This window comes from Dehalobacter sp. MCB1 (assembly GCF_003590275.1).
GTDB lineage: Bacteria > Bacillota > Desulfitobacteriia > Desulfitobacteriales > Syntrophobotulaceae > Dehalobacter.
Genome location: NZ_LXPC01000018.1, coordinates 76277 through 101124, shown reverse-complemented (window position 1 = coordinate 101124; position 24848 = coordinate 76277). Strand labels below are relative to the sequence as shown.

At 44.8% G+C, this 24848-nt stretch carries 24 protein-coding genes and 1 riboswitch; of the genes, 16 read left to right on the top strand and 8 right to left on the bottom strand.

Going from position 1 to position 24848, the window contains the following annotated elements; translation table 11 throughout:
* Window positions 1-282: hypothetical protein (locus tag A7K50_RS14250; RefSeq protein ID WP_207666500.1), on the top strand; the 282-nt coding region annotated here is incomplete at its 5' end.
* 257 nt (window positions 283-539) lie between these two features.
* Here the strand turns inward: A7K50_RS14250 and A7K50_RS13590 are convergent.
* Window positions 540-2162, bottom strand: a complete 1623-nt coding sequence (locus tag A7K50_RS13590) for a recombinase family protein (RefSeq protein ID WP_119776892.1) — start codon at window positions 2160-2162, stop codon at window positions 540-542.
* Window positions 2163-2461: 299 nt separating this feature from the next.
* Here A7K50_RS13590 and A7K50_RS13585 point away from each other — a divergent pair, with 299 nt between their 5' ends.
* Window positions 2462-3604 (top strand): Fic family protein, encoded by a 1143-nt coding sequence (locus A7K50_RS13585; protein WP_119776891.1) that lies wholly within the window; start codon window positions 2462-2464, stop codon window positions 3602-3604.
* Window positions 3605-3672: 68 nt separating this feature from the next.
* On the opposite strand, the gene A7K50_RS13580 is transcribed toward A7K50_RS13585, so the two are convergent.
* The 3 genes from A7K50_RS13580 to A7K50_RS13560 all read right to left on the bottom strand — a co-directional run bounded on the left by A7K50_RS13580 (window position 3673) and on the right by A7K50_RS13560 (window position 6844).
* Window positions 3673-3855 (bottom strand): hypothetical protein, encoded by a 183-nt coding sequence (locus A7K50_RS13580; protein ID WP_119776889.1) that lies wholly within the window; start codon window positions 3853-3855, stop codon window positions 3673-3675.
* Window positions 3856-4470: 615 nt separating this feature from the next.
* Entirely contained in the window at window positions 4471-4878 is a 408-nt protein-coding gene (locus A7K50_RS13570; protein WP_119776886.1) for a sigma-70 family RNA polymerase sigma factor, read from the bottom strand.
* A gap of 420 nt (window positions 4879-5298) precedes the next feature.
* Window positions 5299-5388: riboswitch (cyclic di-GMP riboswitch) on the bottom strand.
* Window positions 5389-6259: 871 nt separating this feature from the next.
* Window positions 6260-6844 carry a TetR/AcrR family transcriptional regulator gene (locus A7K50_RS13560; protein WP_119776882.1) on the bottom strand — a complete coding sequence of 195 codons (585 nt, stop codon included), beginning with the start codon at window positions 6842-6844 and terminating at the stop codon, window positions 6260-6262.
* 591 nt (window positions 6845-7435) lie between these two features.
* Here A7K50_RS13560 and A7K50_RS13555 point away from each other — a divergent pair.
* The 11 genes from A7K50_RS13555 (at window position 7436) to A7K50_RS13505 (ending at window position 18384) form a co-directional block, all read left to right on the top strand.
* A complete protein-coding gene (locus tag A7K50_RS13555; RefSeq protein WP_119776881.1) occupies window positions 7436-8704 on the top strand; it encodes a hypothetical protein in 1269 nt (422 codons plus the stop codon).
* Between the two features lie 17 nt (window positions 8705-8721).
* Window positions 8722-9390, top strand: coding sequence for a DUF6320 domain-containing protein (locus tag A7K50_RS13550; protein WP_119776879.1), 669 nt, complete (start codon window positions 8722-8724; stop codon window positions 9388-9390).
* A gap of 65 nt (window positions 9391-9455) precedes the next feature.
* On the top strand, window positions 9456-10163 hold the full coding sequence (locus A7K50_RS13545) for an isoprenyl transferase (protein WP_119776878.1): 708 nt from the start codon (window positions 9456-9458) through the stop codon (window positions 10161-10163).
* Window positions 10164-10331: 168 nt separating this feature from the next.
* Window positions 10332-10916 (top strand): TetR/AcrR family transcriptional regulator, encoded by a 585-nt coding sequence (locus tag A7K50_RS13540; protein ID WP_243103764.1) that lies wholly within the window; start codon window positions 10332-10334, stop codon window positions 10914-10916.
* 15 nt (window positions 10917-10931) lie between these two features.
* Window positions 10932-11255, top strand: coding sequence for a hypothetical protein (locus A7K50_RS13535; RefSeq protein WP_119776874.1), 324 nt, complete (start codon window positions 10932-10934; stop codon window positions 11253-11255).
* Window positions 11256-11350: 95 nt separating this feature from the next.
* Window positions 11351-13150 (top strand): AarF/UbiB family protein, encoded by a 1800-nt coding sequence (locus A7K50_RS13530; RefSeq protein ID WP_348980865.1) that lies wholly within the window; start codon window positions 11351-11353, stop codon window positions 13148-13150.
* Between the two features lie 28 nt (window positions 13151-13178).
* Window positions 13179-13700: an HD family phosphohydrolase gene (locus tag A7K50_RS13525; RefSeq protein WP_119776872.1), complete on the top strand. Its 522-nt coding sequence runs from the start codon at window positions 13179-13181 to the stop codon at window positions 13698-13700.
* A 56-nt stretch (window positions 13701-13756) separates the two neighbouring features.
* On the top strand, window positions 13757-14650 hold the full coding sequence (locus tag A7K50_RS13520; RefSeq protein ID WP_243103763.1) for a YidC/Oxa1 family membrane protein insertase: 894 nt from the start codon (window positions 13757-13759) through the stop codon (window positions 14648-14650).
* Window positions 14643-16517, top strand: a complete 1875-nt coding sequence (gene dxs, locus A7K50_RS13515; RefSeq protein WP_243103762.1) for a 1-deoxy-D-xylulose-5-phosphate synthase — start codon at window positions 14643-14645, stop codon at window positions 16515-16517. Before A7K50_RS13520 ends, dxs begins: the two co-directional genes overlap by 8 nt.
* A 73-nt stretch (window positions 16518-16590) precedes the next feature.
* On the top strand, window positions 16591-17175 hold the full coding sequence (gene dhaS, locus A7K50_RS13510; RefSeq protein WP_119776867.1) for a dihydroxyacetone kinase transcriptional activator DhaS: 585 nt from the start codon (window positions 16591-16593) through the stop codon (window positions 17173-17175).
* A gap of 105 nt (window positions 17176-17280) precedes the next feature.
* Window positions 17281-18384, top strand: coding sequence for a DUF2974 domain-containing protein (locus A7K50_RS13505; RefSeq protein ID WP_119776903.1), 1104 nt, complete (start codon window positions 17281-17283; stop codon window positions 18382-18384).
* Between the two features lie 101 nt (window positions 18385-18485).
* Here the strand turns inward: A7K50_RS13505 and A7K50_RS13500 are convergent, their stop codons facing one another.
* From A7K50_RS13500 to A7K50_RS13490, 3 genes are read right to left on the bottom strand one after another with little or no spacing between them, the layout of a single operon-like run.
* Window positions 18486-19241, bottom strand: coding sequence for a prolipoprotein diacylglyceryl transferase (locus A7K50_RS13500; protein ID WP_119776866.1), 756 nt, complete (start codon window positions 19239-19241; stop codon window positions 18486-18488).
* A gap of 15 nt (window positions 19242-19256) precedes the next feature.
* Window positions 19257-20342 (bottom strand): sporulation integral membrane protein YtvI, encoded by a 1086-nt coding sequence (ytvI, locus tag A7K50_RS13495; protein ID WP_119776864.1) that lies wholly within the window; start codon window positions 20340-20342, stop codon window positions 19257-19259.
* Window positions 20343-20369: 27 nt separating this feature from the next.
* Entirely contained in the window at window positions 20370-21407 is a 1038-nt protein-coding gene (locus A7K50_RS13490; protein WP_119776863.1) for a hypothetical protein, read from the bottom strand.
* Window positions 21408-21595: 188 nt separating this feature from the next.
* Between A7K50_RS13490 and A7K50_RS13485 the strand changes: the two genes are divergently transcribed.
* The 3 genes from A7K50_RS13485 to A7K50_RS13475 are packed head-to-tail and all read left to right on the top strand — an operon-like array spanning window position 21596 to window position 24419.
* A complete protein-coding gene (locus tag A7K50_RS13485; RefSeq protein ID WP_119776861.1) occupies window positions 21596-22975 on the top strand; it encodes a radical SAM protein in 1380 nt (459 codons plus the stop codon).
* Entirely contained in the window at window positions 22929-23999 is a 1071-nt protein-coding gene (locus tag A7K50_RS13480; RefSeq protein WP_243103761.1) for a DegV family protein, read from the top strand. Before A7K50_RS13485 ends, A7K50_RS13480 begins: the two co-directional genes overlap by 47 nt.
* 27 nt (window positions 24000-24026) lie before the next feature.
* On the top strand, window positions 24027-24419 hold the full coding sequence (locus tag A7K50_RS13475; RefSeq protein ID WP_119776860.1) for a hypothetical protein: 393 nt from the start codon (window positions 24027-24029) through the stop codon (window positions 24417-24419).
* A gap of 53 nt (window positions 24420-24472) precedes the next feature.
* Here the strand turns inward: A7K50_RS13475 and A7K50_RS14100 are convergent, their stop codons facing one another.
* On the bottom strand, window positions 24473-24682 hold the full coding sequence (locus A7K50_RS14100; RefSeq protein ID WP_158582069.1) for a hypothetical protein: 210 nt from the start codon (window positions 24680-24682) through the stop codon (window positions 24473-24475).
* Window positions 24683-24848 lie beyond the last annotated feature (166 nt).

Sequence of the window (24848 nt, the reverse complement as noted above, 5' to 3'; positions counted from 1 at the left end):
CGTCTTTTCGTTGTCTTTACTTCGCATTTCGCATTCTGCTTCTCTCGTTGTGCAGTTTTCAAAGAACGACGCGCCATGGATGGCGCTAAGTTAAAATGCGCCACGGATGGCATTAGCATTTTAACTTCCGATTTGGTTGACCACAAACATCGTCTGCGGCAGGATTGTCATCTTAACATTTCTGTCTCAACTTTTCAATCCTTAAATTTTTTCCATACTTACCGTATTATAACGTTAAATATAGTCAAAAAAATTTTTGAGTCACCTTGTATCACTGAATGAAGCTGTAATGGTGGAGGTAGTCGGGATCGAACCGGCGACCTCTTGAATGCCATTCAAGCGCTCTCCCACCAGATCGGTGGAACACCCCGCAATGACATTTCGAGGTATAACTCCATCAAACACCCGCCAAGCAACAATCCGCCCCAAATTCATTATAATATCCGATATCGCTATTGTAGCCATTCTGAGAACAGGTGTCAATCTGGAGAGGCTGAATATATTGCCCTGCCGTTTTGTTTTCGGGCAGGGCTTTTCGTTTATTGGGCAAGTGGCAGATCGTCATATTCATTAGGTATGTCGAGGCCGAGGTCGAATTGGGCGAAGTTAATGTTGAATTCAAAGTGGAGCCTGTAATCGGAGTAAACATAGACGCGCTTGATGATGTGTCCAGCGATCATCTTTTTTACCGCCATGTCGCTATCGTCGAAGAGCTCCGACCACGCGAGGATGTGGTCGTAGTCTGCTTTGATCTCAGCCAGCTTGCTGTTGCTGTTTTCAAGCTCGCTGTTGAGCTCGGTGAGCCTTTCATTGGCCTGCATCATCTTAGCGCGAGCGTCATCTACCAGCTCGGACAAGAGATCAAGCTGGAACTTGCTTTGCCCCTGCACGGCCTTGATGACCTCGGTTTTAAGGGATTCATACTCTTTGGTCGTCTTGGCGCATTCCGCTTTGGCTTTGCCGATGCGCTCGCCCAAACTAACTGCAGCCATGCGGTGTGTACGGCCTATGATGTCCTTCTCGCTGACATTCTTCATTCGGTCAAAGACTTGATGCAGAACATCGGTCACCACCCCGTCGAGGATGTGCATGGTGTATCCGGTCTGCCCGTCGCACTCGGCACGTTTGCGCGTCTTATTATAACAGACATACCGGATTCTTTTGCGGCTGATTTCCTCTCCGGCAGCGTTCTTTCGCACCGTTCCATTGGTGGTCAACGTCAGTCTGCCACCGCAATGCCCGCAGAAGATGTTACCGGACAGCAGGGATTGACCGCTGGTGTTGCGAGGCATGGTGCGGTTTTCATTGTACTCGTTGACGCGCTCTGCCATGAGCTGTTGTGCGAGGTTGAAGTTGGCGGGATCGATAATCTGCAGTTCATCAAAAATCTCCGACTTGGTTTTGCCGCTTCGCAGAACACCGATGTACATGATATTGTGCAGGATGTGTCCCACCGTGGCTTCGTGCCAATTCTCACCGGCGCGGGTTTTGATTCTTTGATCGTTGAGGAAGGTGGCGATTTTCCATCTGCCATAACCGGAGCCTATGCAGAGGTCAAACATCATGCGGATGTTGCGGGCTTCGCCCTCGTCAATGACGAGCTTGAAAACCTCATGTTTTCGCTTGTTGATGACACCACTTTTTTCGAGGTGATATCCGTATGGTACACCGCCGCCACGGAACCTGCCCTCTTGCACCATCTGACCTAATGCCGTTTTGGTTCTTATGGAGGTCTTTTTGCTCTCGCCGCTGGCTTGCCAGTAGCGGATGTAGTTGGTGAGAAAATCGGTGTGGGAATCGAACCGTTGCTCTCCCTCGTTGACGCTCCATACTCTGATGCCGGATTCGACAAGCTGTTCCACCACGAAGGGCGTTTCCTCCGCAATACGACCGATCCTGTCGAACATAAAGACCAGCAGAATGTCGAACTTGCCCTGCCTTGCGTGCTCCTGTATGAGCTTGACCTTATCTCGATCAGCAACGCTGACCTTAAAGCCGGACACACCGTTTTCCTGTTCCTCATGGATGATCGTCCAGCCCATTCTGTCGGCGAACTCATGGCAGGATTTGCGCTGCATCGGTATATCAGCTTGGTTTTGATCGTCGTGATCCACTTGCTTTAATGTGGAAACCCTGTATAAACAATAAACTCTTTCAGCCATTTTAGTATCCGTCCTCTCATAAAAATTGTGTGAGAAGATCGGACACTTGATCACTATTCAGTTATCAAGGAACACGGTATTCGCCAATCCGATTATCGCACACTTGGCCGAAGATAGCTATACAAAAGCGAGAATTCCGATGAAATAAAGGCGAATTTTTCTCCCTCCATATTTCTCGTTATTATAATTTGATGAAATAATGAGCATAATATAAACGGATATATTTCACCAACTCTTGATTAGAGGAAATAAAAGAGTTATAATATGTACAGTTATTTCACTTAAAGGAGTGAGCTAAGATGGAGAAAAGATCCGGAACTCTTAAAAACAATTTGTCCGGGGATATGGCATATAAATCCTTTGTGCCTGCGGCCTTGCCACCCGTCCCAACGATCACGCTGGATAATGAGGCGGTTGAACTGCTCGTAAAGGCCAATAATCAAATCACTCTGTTAGCCGGCATCGCCATGAGAATTCCCAATGTGGATTTGTTCGTCACTATGTATGTTCGGAAGGAAGCATTGTTGTCCTCACAGATAGAGGGCACACAGGCAACGCTTGATGATGTCCTGAACCCAATGCTCGATGAAAACGTCAATCGCAATGTCGCGGATGTCATCAATTATATCAAGGCGACCGAGTTTGCGATCAAAAGGCTGAAGGAGCTGCCGCTGTGCAATCGACTCCTGAAGGAGACGCATGCGGTTTTAATGCAGGGCGTAAGGGGGCAGGAAAAAAGTCCTGGCGAATTTCGTACATCGCAGAATTGGATTGGCGGCATAGGGAGTACATTAAGCAACGCCAGGTATATCCCGCCCTCGCCCGATGATATGCAGGACGCCATGTCGGACTTGGAGAAATATCTCAATGCTGACGACGACCTCGACACTCTGATTCGTGCGGGGCTGATCCATTATCAGTTTGAAACGATCCATCCGTTCTTGGATGGCAACGGCAGAGTGGGCAGGCTGCTGATCACCTTGTTTTTGATGGAGAAAGGGGTTTTGACCACACCGGCACTCTACATCTCGTATTTTCTCAAAAAGAACAGGATCGAATATTACGACCGCATGACCGAGGTGCGCAATAAGGGCAATTATGAGCAATGGATCAAGTTCTTTTTACAGGCGATACACGAGTCCGCGTTGGATGCGGTGACGACGATTGACCGGCTGGTAGAACTGCACGATAAGAGTATTGCTCAGATCGGTGCGCCGGACAGAACAACGCAGACCGTCTTGAAGGTCTTCCGCTATCTCGAAACAAGTCCGATCATCGAAATCAAGAAGACCGCGGAAGCGCTCGGTTTGTCCTATAACGCTGTTTCAAGAGCCGTGACCGTTCTCATGGAAAAGGGCATTTTGATACAAACAGACAAAGCCAGCCGGACGCGAATCTTTGCTTACAGCGCCTATTTGGATATTCTGCGCAAAGACACTTAATCAAGCGGGGCAAAGCAAAAAGCGGTCGCAGTATTCATTACTGTGGCCGCTTTTTATGGAGCGCGCCATTAAGCCATCGTCTCCAGAGAATGCGGGATGTTTTTCCGAATATAGGAGTCAATCAGCGCATTTTTTACGATATTCGCAATATGCGGATTGTACTCATCAGCAAAGCTGATCGTTACTGGATGTCCGCTGACGGATATGGTGACTACTTTGCTCTTTCCGGTATCCTTTACTGCGTTCATCATAAGTAAATCCTCCTTATGTTTGTAGATGTTTTAATGGCACAAACATAAGGGCCGCCCTGTAATGAAGTTAGGCGCATGACGCACCTGCTTTTGGGCGACCCTCATGGCTTCTGACATTAAGTCTTTGTTTTTTCTGCTTATGGCTCTATTTGACACTACTTCCCGAGCCTTGGGCGACGGCCTGAACTGCGGCCGGCTAAGCCGCATCATGGGAATCTCACCCCCGCCAGGATCTCTGCCGGCTGCCCTCATTGCGTGATCCCCCGGTCAAGGGGGGCTGTGACTGGGCAGAAGTATCATTATAGGCTGACGGGATCATTGCGAAACAGCTTGCCATCGGCTGTTTTCCGGACGGATGGGTACCGCTTTGCACCTTATTTGGCCGTCTTTGATAAAAGAAACAGGAATGAATGAACAAAAAATTGTGGCTTCGTGTTTCATCTGTCCTTTTACAGGTGGTCTTGGCGCATCCTCCGGGGTCGCTTTCCCTTTTTGGGTCCGTCAGCTAACGTATTCAGGTCATCGGATATTCAATTTTCAAAGAACCCTTGAGGGGAAGAAAAAAGATCCCCTCACTTCTATAAGGAAGAAATGAGGGGATTGAGCGGATTTTTTTTACTTTTCCATAAGTTCTTTTAGTTTGCCAAAGATACGGTGCTTCCGGTCATTGATGGTTTTCTGCGGTATTCCGGTTTCTGCCGCAAGCTCCCGCTCACTCTTTTTCTTATAAAAGAACTCATAAATGAGCTTCTGCTCGTCCTTCGGCAAAGAAGATAACGCTTTGTGTAGCTTAGCCTGGGTTTCCTTTTGGATGACCATGTCCTCCGGAGATGGCGAAGTACACATATAAGCGGGGTTTACGCCATCTTCCTTTAATTTTTCCAAGGAAAGCTCATGCTTCTTTGCCTTTCTGGTGATATTCCGGGCATATTCGTATTCCTTGTAGTACGCTTTATATACTTTTCGAGTCACTGGGACTCGTTTACCTTTTACAATAATGGTGTATTCTTTTTGCTCAGACATGATATAGTCCTCCATTTTTTCGAATTTTAGAAATCGAAAAATGGAGAGCGGAGGAGAGCGGCAACGGGGACGGTCAGTATCTACTGTGTAAATCCGTATAACCAAAAGATTGGTAGAAACTGGTCGAAATAGGAAGAAAAAAGTCGAAAGAAAAAACCCAGCAATTTGCACAGTGCAAATCACCAGGTTTTTACTTTTGTATGAAATTATAAGGAAACATGAATATGTACGAAATCCTTCGTCTTTATTTCAGTCTCCTATGGGATTGGTTACAATACATGTCCGATACCCCTTTCGCTCATAGCAAATGGCGAAAGTCGGGGGCCTAAATAGCCATTACAAAAAACATCCATCAAAAGTTGCAAATGGATCATCAGCACAAAAGCCTGCCCAAAAAAGGGCAGGCTTCCGCATGCAACACTTGGCAACCAGGCTATCATAACGCTTTTAAGCGTCGTAGACCCTTTGGCTTTGCGTCCCCGCCTTTCGGCGGGTTTGCCCTTAACATAAGATTATTCATTTTTGATTTATGTTCAAGCGGCTGCGATACTCACACCTCCAAAGAATTCACAGCCTTATTCAACGCAGCATAAAGACGTTTTTTTGTTATAAACACTGGCAGGCTTATTGTTTTGGCAATTCGTTTAAGAGAAAATCTCTGCCAGCAGAAAAGCAATAAAATATATCTTTCTTTCGGACTAAGCCTATAGAGCTTGTCCAACTGCTTTTTTCTTTCGTTATCCAAGCTATTTATACCTTTGGTTGTTCTTAGAAGTGCCGCTTGTACCTATGTTCTCGCCAGTATTTTGTGGCTTTGAAAATGTATTCACGAAGCACCAGTATAGCAAAAACAGCTACTACTTGCATAAACAGGACGTTAAATCCATGCTGAAACAATGGCTTTTTGTTACCATCGTGCAGCGTTCCATGTTGCATCTACGCCATAGCTAACCAGATATGAACCTATTTGCTATAAGGTTGATGGTTATAATTATCCTATTATCACTTTAAGAATACTGGAAATATTATAGAAAAGTTATAGTTTAGTTATAGAAAAGTTATAGGGAAATCGCAAAAACGACAAAAAAGGATGTCGTTCCGATCAGAACGACATCCTTATCTACATCATTTTATTCTGAATATACTGCGGTATAAAGCTTCCCGTACAAGAAGATGATGAGGATTACGCTAAAAAGATGAATATTGCTTTACTATTCAGTTTAGTTCCACCGCTTTGCTATGAAAACAGAACGAAGGAGACCGTCCCAAGGTAACTGCCTCCGTTCAATTATTTTATAGAAGATATCCGCGCATGGATGTAAAAACAATGGCGAAAAGCCGCTTGGAAGACTTTTCGCCATTGTTTAATTATGCCGCTTCTTTATCTAAAAATCGCATATAATCCATTAAAAGTCAATGAACCTGCAAAAGCAGACACTTCTTCCAGTGAATACGTCCGATCAGAATTGAACCATTCTCTATATATGGATAGGATACCGGATACTGCGAACTCAATTGCATATGGCAGCATTTTTTTATTATTTATTTCGGGTCCCACAAGTTCGATAATCCTATTTTTCAGTATATGTTTTATTTTCTCCAGTAACCTGCTGTCAGACGTGGATTGAAGGAAATATTTATAGAAGTCGAAATCATCGTTGATGATATTGGTCAGTTCCTTAAAGATCAGATAAGGGTCATAGATGGCCTTCTGAATATCAAAGCTCTCAATTATTCCACAAAGTTGTTCCAATATATCGTTTTCTATTTCATCCAGTACCCCGTTCACATCTGTATAATGGGAATAAAAAGTCTTTCTGTTGATATCTGCTTGGTCCGCAATTTCTTTGATTGTAATATCGCTGATATCTTTTTCTGTCATAAGCCGAATAAAAACTTGTTTAATCGCTTTCCTCGTTTTAATACAGCGCCGATCCACTCGGTCATTATTGCGTATATCGCTCATAATATCTCCCCATCAAATACTAAACAAATATAGCGCGTATTGTGGCATAAGCATCACATGCTCTCTCGAATAACCATTGCAACCGTTCATTAATCATATTATAATAAACACATGGGTAAAAAGCAACAGACGTTTACTATCTTGGCAAATACAAACCTTATGATAGCTTGGTTTTACTGCGTGGAGCGACTTAGCCCATAAACGAACTTTCTTTGTTTCGTCGGCGGGTTTGCGGTAACGATTATGTTTCAAGGATAAACCCATGAAATACCCGAAAATCATATGATAGTATTTTGGATAAAAATGATTATTGGCGTTTCCGGTAAATATATATTTTATCTTTTTATATAATAATATTGGGTAAAGAAATGGCTTTTTTCGAAAATATTTGCTCTTCGCACAGTATGGCTGTAATATGTCTGTGTAGCAGCACAAACGGGGACAACAATGAATCGTATTGAAAAACAGCTATAAAAGCACGCTCATACGTTTTTTGTATAATATAAATCATAAGTAATTTTCTATGGGCTGATGAGAATCCGGGCAAGTGGTTCTTATTATGACGCACAGCGTTGAAATGGAATTAAGGATATGAAGCATCAAAAAGATATCGAATGGACAAGCCTTGAAAATGCCTCAAAAATATTTCCGGCAACCTGGAGTGTAAAAGACCCCAAGGTGTTTCGGCTTGTCTGTGAATTGTATGAAGCGGTAGACTCCGAATTTCTGCAGAAAGCGCTGGATAGGACTATCGATGATTACCCTCTCTATCGGTCTGTCATGAGAACGGGAATATTCTGGTATTATCTTGAAGCCAGCGATATCAGGCCGGAAGTCCAGATCGAATCAGACACGGTATGCGCGCCAATTTATCTGGGACATAAAAACAACCTATTGTTTCGGGTGATTTATTATAAAAACAGAATCAATCTTGAGGTATTTCACGCTCTTTCCGATGGCACCGGGGCCGTCCGTTTTCTTCAAGCCCTCGTATATTACTATTTGATGTTCAAACATGAAGAAAAATTTGCGAATACGATTCTCGTCAATGATCATTCTTCAATAAGTGGGCTTATGGATGACAGCTTCGATAAATATTTTGTCGGCGGCAGTCAAAAGAACAGTAAAATGCAAACCCCAAAAGCTGTAAGGGCGTATCAAATTCACGGGGTGAGACGGGCCGATAACAGATTAAATCTGATTGAAGGTTCTATGTCCACCCAGAATGTTTTGAATGAGGCCCATAAATATCATACAACGCTGACAGTCTTTCTCACATCGTTATACATTTACGCAATCGGTAAGGATATGCATGCGCGAAAGAAGATCCATCCGGTGATTTTGACTGTCCCGGTCAACCTGCGGCAATATTACGAGTCGGTCACGGCAAGAAATTTTTTCAGCTGCATTAATATTGGTTACAGCTATGAGAAGGACACTGATGACTTGAAAACTGTGATTGAGAGTGTGAGTGATCATTTTAAGAAGTATATTACAGTGGAGTATCTGAATAATCGGTCAAATAAATATATGGCAATGGAACAAAACCTGCTTACCCGTATTATACCCTTACCAATAAAAGATCTCATTCTCCGGATTGTTGCCGGTTTAGCGCGAAGACAAACAACATCAACGGTATCCAATCTTGGGAAGATATCCATGCCCACGGAACTTCATTCCGCTATCCGGCAGTTTTCTGCCTGCATCAGTGCCAGAAGGCCCCAGATGACCTTGTGCTCCTACGGTGACAGATTGGTCGTGAGCATTTCCTCCCCATATCGGGAAACCAATATCCAAAGAACGTTTTTTCGGCTGCTTTCAAAGGCTGAAATTGAGATTGAGATATCGTCCAATATCTGAGGGAAAGGATAAGCCGAATGCAGTATTGCAGTGAGTGCCGGATCCGCATCCGGGGAAGAGAAGAAAAATGCGTATTATGCGGCAACACTCTTTTAACGCCCAACTCTGACTTTGCCCGGGAAGAGATATTCCCCGATATACCGCGAGCGTACGAGAGCCATCTGGCAATCCGGATTTTGGTATTTATATCTTTTACCGCAGTAGTAGCCAGTGTTACTATTCAGAAGATTTTTCCTGCCGCTGGGAATTGGCCGATATTCGTTATATTCGGACTTATCAGTATGTGGATTGGACTAATCGTCGTTGTGCGGAAAGGGCATAATATACCGAAAACCATCATCTGGCAGGTGGCCGTTGTGTCATTGCTGTCTGTTTTTTGGGACTGGCAGACGGGCTGGAAGGGCTGGTCATTGGATTATTTAATACCGATTGTATGCGTGTCGGCCGAACTGGTTATGTATATAACGGCAAAGATTATGAAGCTCAGTATCAGGGAATATATTACCTATGCCATGTTGGATTGTTTGTTTGGTATCATCCCAATCATTTCTCTTCTGCTTGACGGGGTAAAAACGCCTTACCCGTCCATCCTATGTGTTGCGGTCAGTATTATCTTTCTGTCAGCAATATTCATCTTTCAGGGAGAAAATATGATAAAGGAATTGAACAAAAAAATGCATATTTAAAATGATATCGCAAGATATGATTGATATAAACAATAAGGGTCTTTTGTTTTTTGGTGGAGGCAAGGATGATGGAATATAAAAATGATATGCCTGTCCATGTTGCTATGATTATGGATGGGAACGGCAGATGGGCAAAAAAACGGCTGATGCCAAGAATCTATGGGCACAAGGAAGGCTGTGAAAATTTAAGGAGAATGACAGAGGCTTGCAGCCGGTTGGGTATTCAATATCTGACCGTCTATGCTTTTTCGACGGAAAACTGGAAACGCTCTGAAGAAGAGGTAACTTTCTTAATGGAGCTTCTTTATAATTACCTGAAAGATACCTGTTCGGAATTCATGGAGAATAAAATCAGGCTTACTGTAATAGGTGATAAGTCAAAGTTAAATTCCTCCCTCCAGGATATCATTTCCCGGACAGAAGCCATGACCTGCTCGCAACAGGGTTTACACCTGCAGGTAGCATTTAATTATGGTGGCAGGGATGAAATTAAAAGGGCAATCCAAAAGATGATGGCTGATACTTCTATTTTACAAGGAAATATCACAGAGAAAACGATCTCTGCTTATTTGGATACGGCAAATATACCGGAGCCTGATCTGCTCATACGTACCGGAGGAGAAAGCAGACTATCCAATTATTTATTATGGGAGATGGCATATACCGAATTATTCTTTATCGATACACTTTGGCCAGATTTCACAGAAGAAGAACTCATTAAGATTATAGAAGCATACCTCACTCAGGAGAGACGTTTTGGTAATGTAATTTAGTAGGCGGCTCATTGCCGAAAGTAAACCCGGCGGTAAGAGTAACGTTTACTGTATATTTTTGGCCTGCCTGATTCATTCATAATAGCGAGGAAAAAATCTTATCGTTTGACAAAGGTAAAACAATATGATAGAATTAGAACGGTCGTCCGAACTATGCGTGGAGGTGTAATGATGCAACGAAAAACAGAAAAAGAAGATACATCAGCGAAGATTCTTAATACGGCCTATGATTGCCTTTCTGCTAATGGCTATGCGAACGTGTCCATGCGCAATATAGCCGATGAGGCCGGTGTCGCATTGAGCCAGCTCGCATATTACTACAAGAATAAAGAAAATTTATTCAGTGAAGTCATCAATATGATGATGGATCAATACTTAAGTGAAATCGAGGCTACTCTAAAATCTACAGCGGCTGCAAAGGATAAACTCGCGTCTCTTGTGAGATACTTTAAGGAACTGATTAGAGATAATCCAAAGCTTTTAAGGCTTTTTATTGATTTTACAGCCCAGGCTTTATGGATTCCGTCTTTCAGGGAACAACTGGACAGCTTGTTTAACGCCATCACGGAAATCATCGAAAGAAATCTGCCGGTTGACACGATAGCGGGCAAAAGTTTGCAGCGGTATTCTCCCAAATGCATAGCGCAATTAGCGTTCGGCGCGCTATTTGGGACATCCATTCAAGTAATACTCGGCTCCGACAGGGATAGCGCCTTTGAATCCTTAAATCTGGCGGAAAATTTATTAAATTAAAAAGGAGTATGTGTCATGTCAAATTCATTTGAAAAATCGGTCAACCTGGGCTTGGGACTATTGCTGTATTCACGGGAAAAGGTGGAGGAGTTCGTGGAAGAGTTGGTTGGCAAAGGCGAGGTGGCAAAAAAAGACGCCCGTCAATTTGCCGGAGAACTTGTGCAAAGGGGCGCAGAGCAGAGGGATGAGCTGAAAAAGCTGATTTCTGAGGAGGTTACAAATGCCCTGGGTCATGTGAACGTGGCAAAAAAGGAAGACCTCGTCACAAAGGAAGAAATCACAGAAATTGTGCGGGAACAAGTACGGCAGGCGCTTCGGGAAAACGAGGACACAAAGTAAAGGGAGCAATACCCCGGGATGTTGGAAAACCGGCAGATTTGGGAAAGGACGCGGAGCAACCGTAAGGCGTTTTAACTGACTTATGAAAGGTTGGTATGCGTCCTTTCCCCTTTGACTTAATTCCAAAAGAGCGTCCGCTCCGTCCGTTTGCGCGGATGAAACGGATCATCTTTTGCAATGCCGCGGGATGGCAGGATAGGGTTGATAAGATGCATTATAAGCGCATTCACGCAAGGAGATACAGGGAGATCATCGCTGTTTTTACAAAGCATGGTTTCGGGCTGATGCTGGAGCGGTTTGGGCTCCGGTACCCTTTAAAGATAAAAGGCAAAGTTTCAGACGCCGGCACCACGCCTGATATTGCCGGGACTTCGGCCGGGAAAAGGCTGAAGCTGGCTTTGGAAGAACTGGGACCGGCGTTTGTCAAGCTGGGCCAAATTTTAAGCATAAGGCGGGATATCTTACCAGCTGATATTACCGAGGAGCTTAAAAAGCTGCAGGATTCGGTGCAACCTTTCCCTTTTTCCAGGGTAAAAGCGCTCATTGAAGCTGAATTTGATGATAATCTGGAAAATATCTATAAAGAATTCGACGAGCAGCCTGTCGCCTCGGCGTCAATATCCCAAGTCCATCGCGCACGGTTGGTTTCGGGGAAACAGGTCGCCGTAAAGGTTCAAAGACCGGACATTGAAGACATCATCCATCTGGATTTGGATATTCTCAAGAATTTGGCGCATTTTGTCGACCATCGCACGAAATATGGAGAACTCTATGATTTCAGTGGAATGGTGGCGGAGTTTGAAAAGACAATACAAAATGAATTGGATTTTACGAAAGAGGGAGAAAACGCCGATACCTTCCTGCGCAATTTCAGCCAGGATGAAGGCGTTGCAGTTCCAAAGATAAGATGGATATACACGACAAAACGCGTGCTTACTATGGAATATGTTGAGGGTATCAAGATCAGCGATTCCGATGCCTTGGATCAGGCGGGTATCGACCGCGGGGAGCTCGCAGAGAGGCTTGCAGCGTCCATATGCAACCAGGTGCTCCGGGACGGTTTTTTCCACGCAGACCCGCATCCGGGCAATATTCAGGTTCTGACGGACGGGACGATCATATTTCTCGATTTGGGGATGGTAGGCCGCCTGAGTGGAACCCGCAAAGAAATGATCTCCCATTTTTTTATTGGCGTCGCCTCCAAAGACACCGGCCTGGTGGTCAGCTCCATCCTTGATATGGACGCCATGCCTGACCGCCGCAATGTTAAAAATTTTGAAAGGGGTATCGGCGCAATCATCGAAAAATACCTGACCATGCCGATGAGCGGGATAAAGATTGACGAGCTGCTTCAGGAAGTCTTTCAGACGGCGTTTTCAAACCATGTGAAAATACCGCGTGAATTCGCGCTGCTCGCCAAAACCCTGGGAACGCTTCAAGGGCTGCTGGAAAAGCTGGCGCCCGATCTTAATTCCTTTGTCGTGGCGGAGCCCATTGCAAAAAAGCTGATTTACCAGTCGTTTTCGGCCGATAAGGTGAAAAGCCAAATAAAAAAGAACCTGCTCAATTATGGGAACCTGCTCACTGAATTCCCTGTTGCCATGCGAAACCTCCTGCGCAAAGCGGAGGATGAGGACTTTACCGTTCCTTTTGAGATGAAAGAGATGGATGACCTTAAAAAGCGATTGGAACGGATTTTCAACAGAATATCTTTCAGCGTGATATTGCTTGCCGTAAGCATCATCATCGCCGGTGTCCTTATAAGCTCCGGCCTCAGCGCGAATACAAGCGGCGAAATGGTTGTTTTCAATATTACCGTACTCAAAACAGGCCTGGCGTTTGCCGCCGTTATCGTTTTAGGGCTTGTGATTTCCATGTTCAGGTCAAGGCGCTGAAAATCATCATGCGAAAGGAGCATCCGGAGTGGTAGATTGGATTATCTCAAAATTACGTTTAAAGGCGGATTCCTCTGACGATCAGGAATATATCGAGTGTATCCACGACCTGATTGACCATGATATGGTCAAGTCAATGAAAAATTATATACAGCATGGCGATATCGACTGCCTGGAGCACTGTATTTATGTGTCATACAGCGGCTATCTTGTTTGCAGAAGGCTGGGCCTTGATTACCGCTCCGCGGCCAGAGGCGGGCTCCTTCACGATTTTTTCCTGTACGACTGGCATATCAAAAAATCGCATGAGGGGTTGCACGGGTTCACACACCCCCGCGTTGCGCTGGAAAATGCGAATAAATATTTCCATTTAAGCGAACTGGAACAGGACGTTATATGCAAGCATATGTGGCCTATGACGATAAAGCTGCCTAAATATAAGGAGACCTGCATTGTCATCGCGGCGGACAAATATTGCGCGTTTATGGAGATTTTTGATTTCGGAGAACGGAAAAATGTACGCAGGCTTCAAAGCCTGTTGTGTTATTAGCGCGCTTTCCTCAGGAAAGGAACAGAAAAAGGATGTTTGATATTATCGCGGGCCCTATGGGAGCCGTCTTAAAATTTATTTATGATCACATTGCGTTCCAAAATTATGGGATTGCGATCATACTTTTTACTGTCGTAATAAAATCCCTGATGCTTCCCCTGACCATAAAGCAGGTTCAATCGACCTCAAAAATGGGCGTGCTTCAGCCGCAGATGCAGGAAATTCAAAAGAAGTATAAAGACGACAAGGAAAAGCAAAGTGCGGAACTGATGAAACTATATCAGGAGAATAAGGTGAGCCCTGCCGGGGGCTGCCTTCCCCTGCTGATACAGATGCCGGTTTTGTTTTCGCTGTATTATGTGATCTCGCAGCCGCTGAAATACATGGCCGGAATATCCGCGGAGGCAATAGGACAGCTATATGAAATGGTACCGCAGGGGGCCGACAAGCTTGCGAATATGAAAGACCTGAGTATCATCGCTTATTTCAGCGGACATACGGAGCTGCTGGAGAAGGTCGCCCATCTGCTGAAACCGGCAGATTTGTTCAACATGGATTTCCTGGGGATCAATCTCGGAGCGATACCCGCCTGGAATCCCAGCGTTTATATAAATCCCGGCGTGGGCATACATAGTTTCCTTCTGCTTCTGATACCTGTATTGTCGGCTCTCACATCCTATATATCCGCAAAATACTCCATGCAGGCGACGCCTCAGACAAGCGGCGATCAGATGCAGTCATCCATGCAAAAAAATATGCTCCTGATGTCCCCCGTCATGAGCGGTTTTATATCTTTTACCGTACCTGCCGGATTGGGCCTCTACTGGATTATCGGGAACGTCTATCAGATCGCGCAGCAAATGTTTATGAACAGATTTGTAATAAAAAAGCCGCCGAATTCAAGCGCAGCAAATAAAGCAGTGAAGGAAAGGACAATCGAGGGTGGATAATCTCTTGGAGCAGATCTCCGATCCGGGCGATATACAAGGGTTGAAGTCGGATCAATTAATACAACTGGCGGACGAGAGCAGAGCGTATCTGATAGAAACCCTTTCAGGGACAGGTGGTCACCTGGCTTCCAATTTGGGCGTGGTAGAACTCACGATTGCGCTTCATTATGTTTTCAGTTCCCCAAAGGATAAAATCATATGGGATGTCGGGCATCAGTCCTATACACATAAATTGATTACGGGAAGAAGAGAGCGGTTTAATACGCTCAGAACGCTGGGCGGTATCTCCGGCTTCCCGAAAACACAGGAAAGTGAACATGATGTTTTCAATACGGGGCATAGCAGCACTTCAATATCCGCCGCTCTTGGATTCGCAAAAGCAAGGGATCTGAAAAAAGAGAATTACTCGGTAATCTCCGTAATCGGTGATGGGGCGCTCACAGGAGGGATGTCTTTCGAGGCGCTCAACGACGCCGGAAGATCGCTCAATAATCTGATTGTGGTCTTAAACGACAATGAATTTTCCATAAGCAAAAATGTAGGAGGTCTTTCAAGACATTTATCGCAAATAAGATCGGAGCCTGCCTATTTTAAGATGAAGGAAGTTTTGGAAAAGGCTTTTTCCAGGATACCCGGTATTGGCACGAGCCTTGTCGAAGGATTGGACAGAATCAAGAGTTCGGTTAAATACCTAATTATGCAGCGAACATTGTTTGAAGATCTTGGCTTCCGATATTTCGGCCCCATAGACGGCCATGATATTAACGAACTTATCCGTATATTTTCAAAAGCCAGATTCATAAAAGGGCCGATATTGATACACGTTCATACGAAAAAAGGAAAAGGATATAAACCTGCGGAGGAAAATCCCGACGCCTTTCACTGCGTATCCTCTTTTGAAATCCAAACAGGTAAAATTCATAATCATAAAGACGACAATTTTTCGGATGTTTTCGGAAAAGAAATATTAAGGCTTGCCGAAGAAAAAAACGAGCTTATAGCGATTACCGCCGCCATGCGGGACGGCACGGGACTTGTGGAATTTTCTAAAAAGTATCCGAAAAGATTTTTTGATGTGGGGATTGCCGAGCAGCATGCCGTGACCTTTGCCGCGGGTATGGCCAAAGGCGGGCTGATCCCTGTTTTTTCGGTATATTCTTCGTTTTTGCAGCGGGCGTATGATCAGATCATCCATGATGTCGCCATGCAAAATTTGCATGTGGTGCTGGCAATAGACAGGGCGGGTGTTACCGGCGAGGACGGAGAAACGCATCAGGGTATCTATGACCTGTCTTTTCTCACGCATATTCCCAATATGTCTATCCTTTCTCCCTGCGATTATGCGGAACTAAAAGAGATGCTCAGATACGCCGTTCTGGAGCATAACGGCCCCATCGCCATCAGATACCCCAAAGGAAACGGCGCGGCGCTATTGGCGCAAATGCGGGAGCCCGTCCGCTTCCATAAAGGGATCAAGCTTTGTACAGGGAACGACATTTCCATTATTGCGGCGGGGAAAATGGTGGAAGTTTCTCTTCAAATTGCAGCGGAGTTGAAAGGCAGAGGTATTTACGCTGATGTAATCAACGCGCGGTTTGTAAAACCTCTGGACGAGGAGTTGATTATCGACTCCGTCATGAGGACAAAAAAGGCGGTAACGATAGAGGATCACAGCATCGTTTCGGGCCTCGGAAGCGGTGTTCTGCAAATGCTGAACCGGCATGGACTTAAGCCCGACATAAAGCTGTTTGGTTTTCCGGATCAGTTTATCGGGCAGGGCAAACAGGATGAGCTGTTTAAGCTGTATCAGCTCGATCCGGATTCCTTGATCCGGGAAATCACAGCGTTTTTAGGAAAAAACAAGTAGATTATCATAGCAAGGATTGTGGTCATGAAGATGTGATATACATCATGTCAGGCTTGGAGAGAGGAGGTTTGTCATGTCGGATTCAAACATTACAAAGCTGGCCCTTGCCAATTCCTTAAAGGGACTGATGGCTAAGAAAGCCTTCAGCAAGATCTGCGTGAGCGATATTGTAAATGATTGTGGGCTGACAAGGCAAGCCTTCTATTATCATTTTAAGGATAAATACGACCTCATGAACTGGATTTATTATACGGAGACCGCCCGTTTTATGAGCTCTTACGATACGGTCGAGCATTGGACGGACGGTCTGAAGGATTTGTGCAATTATATGCGGCAAAACAAGACGTTCTATATGAAAGCGCTTAACACAACCGGACAAAACTCCTTTCAGGAATATCTGCATAATTACATCCGCGATATTTCGGTTGCCGTCATAGAGAACATCAAAGGCACGGAATTTGAAGAGGAAAAATGGGGATTTATCGCTGAATTTATTTCCACCGCTTTTGTCGGCATGATTGTGCGATGGGCCAATAATGGTATGAAAGAGGAGCCAACGGAATTTATTGCGCAGATACGATCTCTATTTGACGGAAGCATTCTTTATGAGCTGGAAAGCCAAAGCGAAAAGACCTCCGCGGAAAATCCGATAAAATAGGAATGAACGCTATAAACACACAGCGCTTTTCATTCTATGGTGTCCGAGTTTTTAACGGTGCGCGCTGCTTTTAATATATTCCCGGCCGAAATTGGAGCGAATGATATGAAAAACATCATCAATTATGCAATAGAAGAAAACAAACCTTTTATAAACATGGAATTTGGCGGGGTTGACAGCCTGATTTTATCCAAACTGGCCTATCTGAATTTTGACGGTTTCGCTTCCGGCCTGTCCGATGCTGCGACGCCGATGAGCATAAAAGAAATAGCGGATATGGATAACACAGACGCGCTGTTTCATAATACATGGGACAGTAAAAACAACCAGCGCCTGTTCTTTGCGCTTGCGGGCAGTTCAAGGTTTCGTGACATGAAAGTGATTTTCTATGTCAATAAAACAGATCCCGAGACTGAAAAGCAGTTTTCAGCCGTTACGTTTTTGCTGGATGACGGTTCGGCTTATATCGCTTATCGCGGAACCGATTCATCCTTTGTCGGATGGAAAGAGGACTTTAATATGGCCTTTATCAGCCCCGTTCCGTCGCAGGAAGAAGGGGTTTCCTATCTGAATGCCGTCGCGGACAGAATTTCATACCCCTTAAAAATTGGTGGACACTCAAAAGGAGGAAATATCGCGGTCTATTCCTCCATAAAATGCCACCCAACCGCACAGGAAAGGATCACGCAGATTTTTAGTCATGACGGGCCTGGATTCAGGGATGAGGTTTTTCTGAGCAATGAATATGGGGTTATACAAGATCGAATTCATAAGACCCTGCCGCAGTCATCCGTCATCGGGATGCTTTTGCAACATCAGGAAAATTATTCCGTAGTAAAAAGCAACCGCGTCTGGCTCATGCAGCACGATCCTTTTTCGTGGCTTGTTGACGGCAATGATTTTCAATACGTGCAGTCGATGAAAAAAAGTGCGCTCTATATGAACGGGACGTTGAACCAATGGGTCAACTCCTTTGACGACGAGAAACGGGAGCTGTTTGTGAATACCCTTTTTCAGATTATCCAGGCAACAAACGCTACCACATTTTATGACCTGACAGGAGATTGGCCCCGAAAAGCCGCTGCCGTGCTGGATGCGATTAAAGATATCGATGTTGAGACGAAAGCGTTTGTTTTTCAAACCATAAAGGCGCTGTTTGTTTTGGCTGTAAAAAATATACGGGAGATAAGATCGGAGAATTTGCAATAAGCCTGAGAACCGAAAACAAGCTCTTTTATTTTAAGATATACAGCCAGTCTTTCTATCTCCTTGCGCGAAGTGCGCTCATGCTGTAAAACGCGCTGAAAAATTCATTCTTTGTTAGTCCAAGGCAGTTTTCCCATAAAAAACATTACTGTGCCAATTGCCAAAATTATTAGAGATATGAACTGAGATGTTGACAGGATTGCTATGCTGCCTCTGTAATCGTTTCTAAAGAATTCTATTATGAATCTTCCCACACTATAAAGAACGAGGTATAAAGCCCCGACCTTCCCCCTTTTTCGGCCTTTTCGTGCATATACTAACAACACGACAGCAATCAGGAAGTCCCCCGCACTTGAAAACAACTGAGTTGGTATAAGCTTAACGCCGTTGGGTGCAATAGGCGAGTTGTGAAATGCGATACCAATAGCGGTATCTGTTTCACGTCCATAACAGCATCCGGCAAGAAAACAGCCAATTCGTCCAAACCCCTGTGCCAGTGCTACGGATGGCGCTGTCAAATCAAAGTATTGTAAAAAACTAAATCTTTTGAGTTTACAATATATCATTGCCGCTAATATGCCGCCAATGATACCCCCATATAGTACAAAACCGCTTCCGGATAAAATGCGCATAGGCTCATTGAGAAACACATTTATTTCGACTATACAATAAAGCAATTTTGCGCCAATAAATCCGAATACAAGGGATACCATTCCTAAACTATACACGAAATCCGCATCAAGGCCCTTTTTTTTCGCCCGTTTCCCCGCTATTACCAAGGCGCATAAGATGCCTATCCCTATCATTAGCCCATAGCCGTGTATTGATATGAAACCTATTTTGAATATTTCATTATACATGCGATTATAGCCTCCTTAATGCGGATATTGCCCGAAAAAATGTATTTTGTCGTTATCATAAAGATGCCTCACGATCACTACGGCAACAGGCAAAACAAAAAGGCCGATAAATCCGAAGACTTTTAATCCGACATACATGCATATCAGCATGACAAGGGGATGCAGCCCGATTTTCTTTCCTATCAGCTTAGGCTCCAATATATTGCGGACTACGGTTATGATAAGGTATAGCGCTGCGAGTCCGAAAGCAAACGGCATGTTGCCTTTTATCAGTTCAATAATGATCCACGGAATGACAACGCCGCCCGTGCCAAGCACGGGCAGTAGGTCGATGACAGCGATCAGCGCGGCCACGGTGATCGCCCCGTCCACCCTCAAGAGAGAGAGCCCCAAAGCAAGCTCGGCAAATGTTATGGATATTAAAATTGCATAAGCCTGTACGTATTTTAAACCGATGCCGGTGGCAAATTTTTTTATTTCAACTAATAGATTCCGATTTTTGACCGGAAACAGCCCTGCGATATACCCTGTAATTTTACTGTAATCCATAGCAAAAAACAGGGATGAAATGACTGCGAAGATAATTGATAAGAACAGGCCGGGCATGAAAGATACCGCAGATGATATGAATTCAATCGCTTTTGAGGAAATATTAGAAACGACCGACCCCACGGATTGCGATAATGAAACCGCCATATCCTTAATTGCCTGAACCATCAGGGGATCGAGCCTCTCTATGAGTTTTTCCGCGTTTTCAAAGAGCTCATAGATCGCGGGTTCGATATTCGTCGAATACATTTCCGGAAGCTGGACGATTCCATCTTTCAGCGCCATGATCAGCCTTACGCCGATCCAGGACAGGGAAAAGCCTGCCGCGCCATAGAACAGCAGAATCAGGATAACGGCGACAACTTTTTTATGGATATGCCATTTTTCGGACACAGAATTGATTACCGGCTTTAACAGTAAAGCCGCTATAAAGCCAATAATAAAAGGCATAAGCAAACCAAGCACATATTTTATTGCAATATACCCAATGGCGATGATTAAGGCAAAATAAATGACGTTGATAATAAAGTTCTTTCTTTTTTCCACTATCATAATATTAACTTCCTTGTTGAACATGATTTAAGAACTTGTACAGGGCTGCATGCCTTGAAGCATTTCAAGAAGCGAGTTCTCAAAGGCGTATTTCACCTTCTTGAATACACAGCAGGCATTCCCCGCCGAGCTTATCACCATGTATCCGCAACCGGACAGGATTTTCCCGCTGACATGGCGCATATCGCTTAACCATTCAAGCGTTATCAACGGCTGACCCTTTTCCCCTCTTTCGGAGCATGCGAAAGCATACAAAGCATCCTGGCACAAAGAGGAAACGCCGGCATCGGCAATATACATGCCGAACAGAATGCCAAGAGCAATTGCGGAGCGGATGTATTCCGGCGCGGTCACTTTTTCCATGTTATCCTCGTTATAGGTTAAATGAAAACCATACAGACAGCGGTTTTGTTTTAATATCCTGAAGGCGTTTACACAGCTTTCGCTTTTTAGATCCCCGTCCAACGCCTGTACGCAAACCACGGCATTATGGATTCCCCGCAGGGAAGCGGCGGTTTGATCCGTAATCAGAGCGGAAGGCGCTTTGAATACAAACAGGCATTCGTCAAACTGCTTTACGATTCCACACAGATCGGCAATATCGTTTGCCTCATGAAGACAGAAGATATAGCTGTAAATACCCAGCTCCTGCCCTTCGCGTATGAGCTTCTCTATTTGATGAAAAAAATCAGGGTGGGATTCAGAAATATCGAAAACCAATAGCCACGGAAACGGACGATCCATTGCCTCCTGCCGTTTCCGTAGTTTATTTGCTCCATAGGTCAGGCTGTTGTACCCCAGGTTCAGCCCTACTTTTTTGATCGTATCGTTGTCAACGTCGGCTATCATTCTGGCGGCCAGCGCGTTGTAGGGATTTTGCGGATTGGATATGACCTTTTTGGCGGTATTGAAAAACCATTTCTGATTTTCACTTGTTGAAAAAAGAAGACCTAAATCGATCAGGTTTCTTATGCTTCGCCTTGTATTGCTTTTCATATCTTCCATCGCTTTACTGACAGCAATATTGATTGTCTGCCTTATCAGCCTATGCTGTAGTTCCAACATGAGTAGCTCCCTCCTTATAAGATACTTCCGTTCTTATATTTTTTATATTACCCTGAAATAGCGATGTACTCTATTGACAGAAATCTGCATGTGTAAAGTTTCTTTACACATGCTTTTTCTGTCTAATTACTCAAAATTTGCAATATGGTAGACTTCATTTAAGATAAACTTTGATCGGAGGTTATATTATGAACAACATTATCGGTTCCACAGGGTTGAAACTGGCGTATGCCTATTTGAATTCCAATCCTGAAAAGAATGTCCCGAAGCTCATGGACTGGATGGATCGTTTTGATAAGAAGGAGACCATGAAAGGGCAGTTAAACGCAGTCCGCAAGGTCATCGAGGATAAGGACAATAACTGGTATAAGCTGATTCTCAGCATGTGGACGGATGTTGATCCTGGGGTGCGGAAGGCGTTTTTCAATAACTTCATATTAAATGAAAACTTTATCGGATTTCCTATACAGGAGGTCAACAAGGAAAAGTACGACTGTAACATACCATGGGCGATCCTGATGGACCCCACCTCAGCCTGCAACCTCCAATGTACAGGTTGCTGGGCGGCCGAATATGGGAACAAGATGTCCATGAGTTATGAGACGCTGGACAGCATCATCCGGCAGGGCAAGGAACTGGGGGTATATTTCTTTGTCTATTCCGGCGGCGAGCCGCTCGTTCGCAAAAAAGACATCATCCGTCTCTGCGAAAAACACAGTGACTGTGAGTTCCTTGCCTTTACAAATGGTACCTTAATCGATGAGGAGTTCGCAGACGAAATGCTGCGCGTAAAGAATTTTGTACCTGCAATAAGTATTGAAGGCTTTGAAGATGCAACGGATTCCCGGCGTGGCAAGGGGACTTTTCAGGCAGTCATCCGTGCCATGGAGCTCCTCAAGCGTAAAAAGCTTGTCTTTGGCGCTTCCCTTTGTTATACGAGCCATAATACAGAGGTAATCGGCAGTGAAGAGTTTTTCGACTACATGATCGGGAAAGGCGCGAAGTTTGCGTGGTTCTTTACCTATATGCCGGTAAGTGTCGATGCTGCTCCCGAGTTGATGGTAACCGCAGATCAACGGGAATTCATGTATCGGCAGATTCGCAAATTCCGGACAACAAAGCCGCTGTTTACTATGGACTTTTGGAACGACGGCGAATATGCCGGGGGCTGTATTGCGGGCGGCCGGAGATATTTGCATATCAACGCGGGCGGCGACATCGAGCCATGCGCGTTCATCCATTACGCGGACTCCAATATCCATCAAAAAACCTTGCTTGATGCATTGCAATCTCCGCTGTTCATGCAATACCACAAGAATCAGCCCTTCAATGAGAACCATCTGCGTCCCTGCCCCCTGCTCGACAATCCAGAGCGTATTGTTGACATGATCGAAGCATCCGGCGCAAAATCCACAGATATGATAAAGCCGGAGGATGTCCGTGATTTAAGCGCAAAATGTGACCACGCCGCCGAAAATTGGGCCGTGACGGCGGAAAGGCTATGGGCAGAGTCGCACGGTTGTGACCATTGTTCTGACTGCGGCATCAAAGCGCGGCAGGCGGTTTGACGGAAACCACGGGTTTCCTTCAGACCGAAAGATCCAATCCGGCGTGCCGCCCGCCGATAAAGTGGCAGCCGCGGCGCATGTCCGAAAAGCCCCACGCTCCGGCCGGGGCCTTTGTTTGGATTTGTGCGCCGCAGAGCAAGGAGCTTATATGATAAAAGATTATGTTATTTTTACCGATGCCGCGTCAGACCTCCCGGCAGAGCTCATTGACGCTCATCATATTTCCGTTATTCCCATGTATTTTGAAATGGAAGGCAAAAGCTATCAGCATTACCCTGACGGCAGAGAGCTTGGATATTCCAAATTCTATGAAATGCTCCGCTCGGGGAAAATGGCTAAAACATCGCAGATCAACAGCTCGGATTTTGGGGATTATTTCGAGCCTGTATTGAAAAGCGGGCTGGATATTCTCTACATAGCCTTTTCATCGGGCTTAAGCGGCACGTATCAATCTTCGGTAATAGCCGCAAAAGAATTGATGGAAAAGTATCCTGAGCGAAAGGTGTACTGCGTGGACTCGCGTTGTGCCAGCGCAGGAGAGGGTATGCTTGTATACCACGCCGCGCTTAAAAAACAGGAAGGATTGAACATAGACGAGCTGAATGATTGGGTGCTTCAAAACCACAATCACCTGTGCCATTGGTTTACGGTAAACGACCTCAATCATTTGAAGCGCGGGGGCAGACTGAGTGCCGCATCCGCCGTAGTAGGTACTATGCTTTCGGTAAAACCGATTCTTCATGTTGATAAGGAAGGCGGTCTTGTCCTACGCGAAAAAACACGTGGACGCCGAAAATCGCTTGAATCGCTTGTCGCCCATATGGAGGAATCCTGTGTTAAGCCGAAGGAGCAGACAATCTTCATCGGCCACGGAGACAGCTTCAACGACGCGGTAATCCTTTCAATTATGGTAAAGCAGAGGTTTGCTGTTAAGGATGTAATTATCAGCAATGTCGGGCCGATCATTGGCACCCATACCGGGCCTGATATGATCGGACTGTTTTTCTTTGGCAGCGGGAAATAATCGGTAAATGAAAGAAGAGAAAATCGTATGAACTGGCTTAAAAAATTGATGGCCGGGCGATACGGATGCGATCAGCTTTCAATGTTGCTGCTCGTATTATCTTTTCCGCTGATTGTGGCAGCCGAATTTAGCGGCCGGATACAAATAACGTATTTAAGCTTTGCTCCATTGGGGGTGTGCATTTACAGAACGCTGTCAAAACAGATAGAAAAGCGCAGGCTTGAAAACTATAAATTTATGATGTTGTTAAGCCCTGTGTATTCTTACTTTAATGAAAAACGCAGAGATTTTAAAGACTTTCAGAACTATAAATATTTTAGATGCCCGAATTGCAAACAAAAGCTGCGCGTGCCAAGAGGAAAAGGAAAAGTCGCCATCACCTGTTTTAAATGCCATACGGAGTTTACAAAGAAAACATGATTTTTACTGTCCCTAAGATCGAATGTGTTTGCTGAAGGTGAGATTTTGTGACCTTATCGCAGGAGCAGCGTATGTATTTTAATGAGTGCATAAAAGATATTCTCAATTGCGAACAGGTTTTGCAGCTTGACCGCTATAAGCGGCATGGTAATACAACCTGCTTCAGACACAGTGTGGCGGTCGCATATTACAGTTACCTGCTTTGCAGCCGGTTGGGAAAGGGCTTCAATTGCAGAAGCGTCATCAGAGGCGCGCTGCTGCATGATTTTTTCCCTTACGACCATGGATTGCACGGACTTTCGTATTCCAAAGCGGTGCTTGAAAATGCGGAGAGCTATTTTTGGCTCAATATAGTCGAGCGGGACATTATTCAAACGCACAGGTGGCCGTTGGCAGTCAGACTTCCAAAATATAAGGAAACATTGGTGT

What these genes read in the sequence shown, in the direction of transcription:
- A7K50_RS13520 (WP_243103763.1), top strand. Translation starts at nt 13,757, where the DNA reads ATGGGAGCCGTCTTAAAATTTATTTATGATCACATTGCGTTCCAAAAT.
- A7K50_RS13590 (WP_119776892.1), bottom strand. Translation starts at nt 2,162, where the DNA reads ATGGCTGAAAGAGTTTATTGTTTATACAGGGTTTCCACATTAAAGCAA.
- A7K50_RS13490 (WP_119776863.1), bottom strand. Translation starts at nt 21,407, where the DNA reads ATGTTGGAACTACAGCATAGGCTGATAAGGCAGACAATCAATATTGCT.
- A7K50_RS13535 (WP_119776874.1), top strand. Translation starts at nt 10,932, where the DNA reads ATGTCAAATTCATTTGAAAAATCGGTCAACCTGGGCTTGGGACTATTG.
- A7K50_RS13485 (WP_119776861.1), top strand. Translation starts at nt 21,596, where the DNA reads ATGAACAACATTATCGGTTCCACAGGGTTGAAACTGGCGTATGCCTAT.
- A7K50_RS13500 (WP_119776866.1), bottom strand. Translation starts at nt 19,241, where the DNA reads ATGTATAATGAAATATTCAAAATAGGTTTCATATCAATACACGGCTAT.
- A7K50_RS14100 (WP_158582069.1), bottom strand. Translation starts at nt 24,682, where the DNA reads ATGCAGCAGCGCGCCTCTGATGACGCTTCTGCAATTGAAGCCCTTTCC.
- ytvI (WP_119776864.1), bottom strand. Translation starts at nt 20,342, where the DNA reads ATGATAGTGGAAAAAAGAAAGAACTTTATTATCAACGTCATTTATTTT.
- A7K50_RS13540 (WP_243103764.1), top strand. Translation starts at nt 10,332, where the DNA reads ATGATGCAACGAAAAACAGAAAAAGAAGATACATCAGCGAAGATTCTT.
- A7K50_RS13505 (WP_119776903.1), top strand. Translation starts at nt 17,281, where the DNA reads ATGAAAAACATCATCAATTATGCAATAGAAGAAAACAAACCTTTTATA.
- A7K50_RS13585 (WP_119776891.1), top strand. Translation starts at nt 2,462, where the DNA reads ATGGAGAAAAGATCCGGAACTCTTAAAAACAATTTGTCCGGGGATATG.
- A7K50_RS13580 (WP_119776889.1), bottom strand. Translation starts at nt 3,855, where the DNA reads ATGATGAACGCAGTAAAGGATACCGGAAAGAGCAAAGTAGTCACCATA.
- A7K50_RS13570 (WP_119776886.1), bottom strand. Translation starts at nt 4,878, where the DNA reads ATGTCTGAGCAAAAAGAATACACCATTATTGTAAAAGGTAAACGAGTC.
- dhaS (WP_119776867.1), top strand. Translation starts at nt 16,591, where the DNA reads ATGTCGGATTCAAACATTACAAAGCTGGCCCTTGCCAATTCCTTAAAG.
- A7K50_RS13550 (WP_119776879.1), top strand. Translation starts at nt 8,722, where the DNA reads ATGCAGTATTGCAGTGAGTGCCGGATCCGCATCCGGGGAAGAGAAGAA.
- A7K50_RS13545 (WP_119776878.1), top strand. Translation starts at nt 9,456, where the DNA reads ATGATGGAATATAAAAATGATATGCCTGTCCATGTTGCTATGATTATG.
- A7K50_RS13475 (WP_119776860.1), top strand. Translation starts at nt 24,027, where the DNA reads ATGAACTGGCTTAAAAAATTGATGGCCGGGCGATACGGATGCGATCAG.
- A7K50_RS13555 (WP_119776881.1), top strand. Translation starts at nt 7,436, where the DNA reads ATGAAGCATCAAAAAGATATCGAATGGACAAGCCTTGAAAATGCCTCA.
- A7K50_RS13530 (WP_348980865.1), top strand. Translation starts at nt 11,351, where the DNA reads ATGCGTCCTTTCCCCTTTGACTTAATTCCAAAAGAGCGTCCGCTCCGT.
- A7K50_RS13560 (WP_119776882.1), bottom strand. Translation starts at nt 6,844, where the DNA reads ATGAGCGATATACGCAATAATGACCGAGTGGATCGGCGCTGTATTAAA.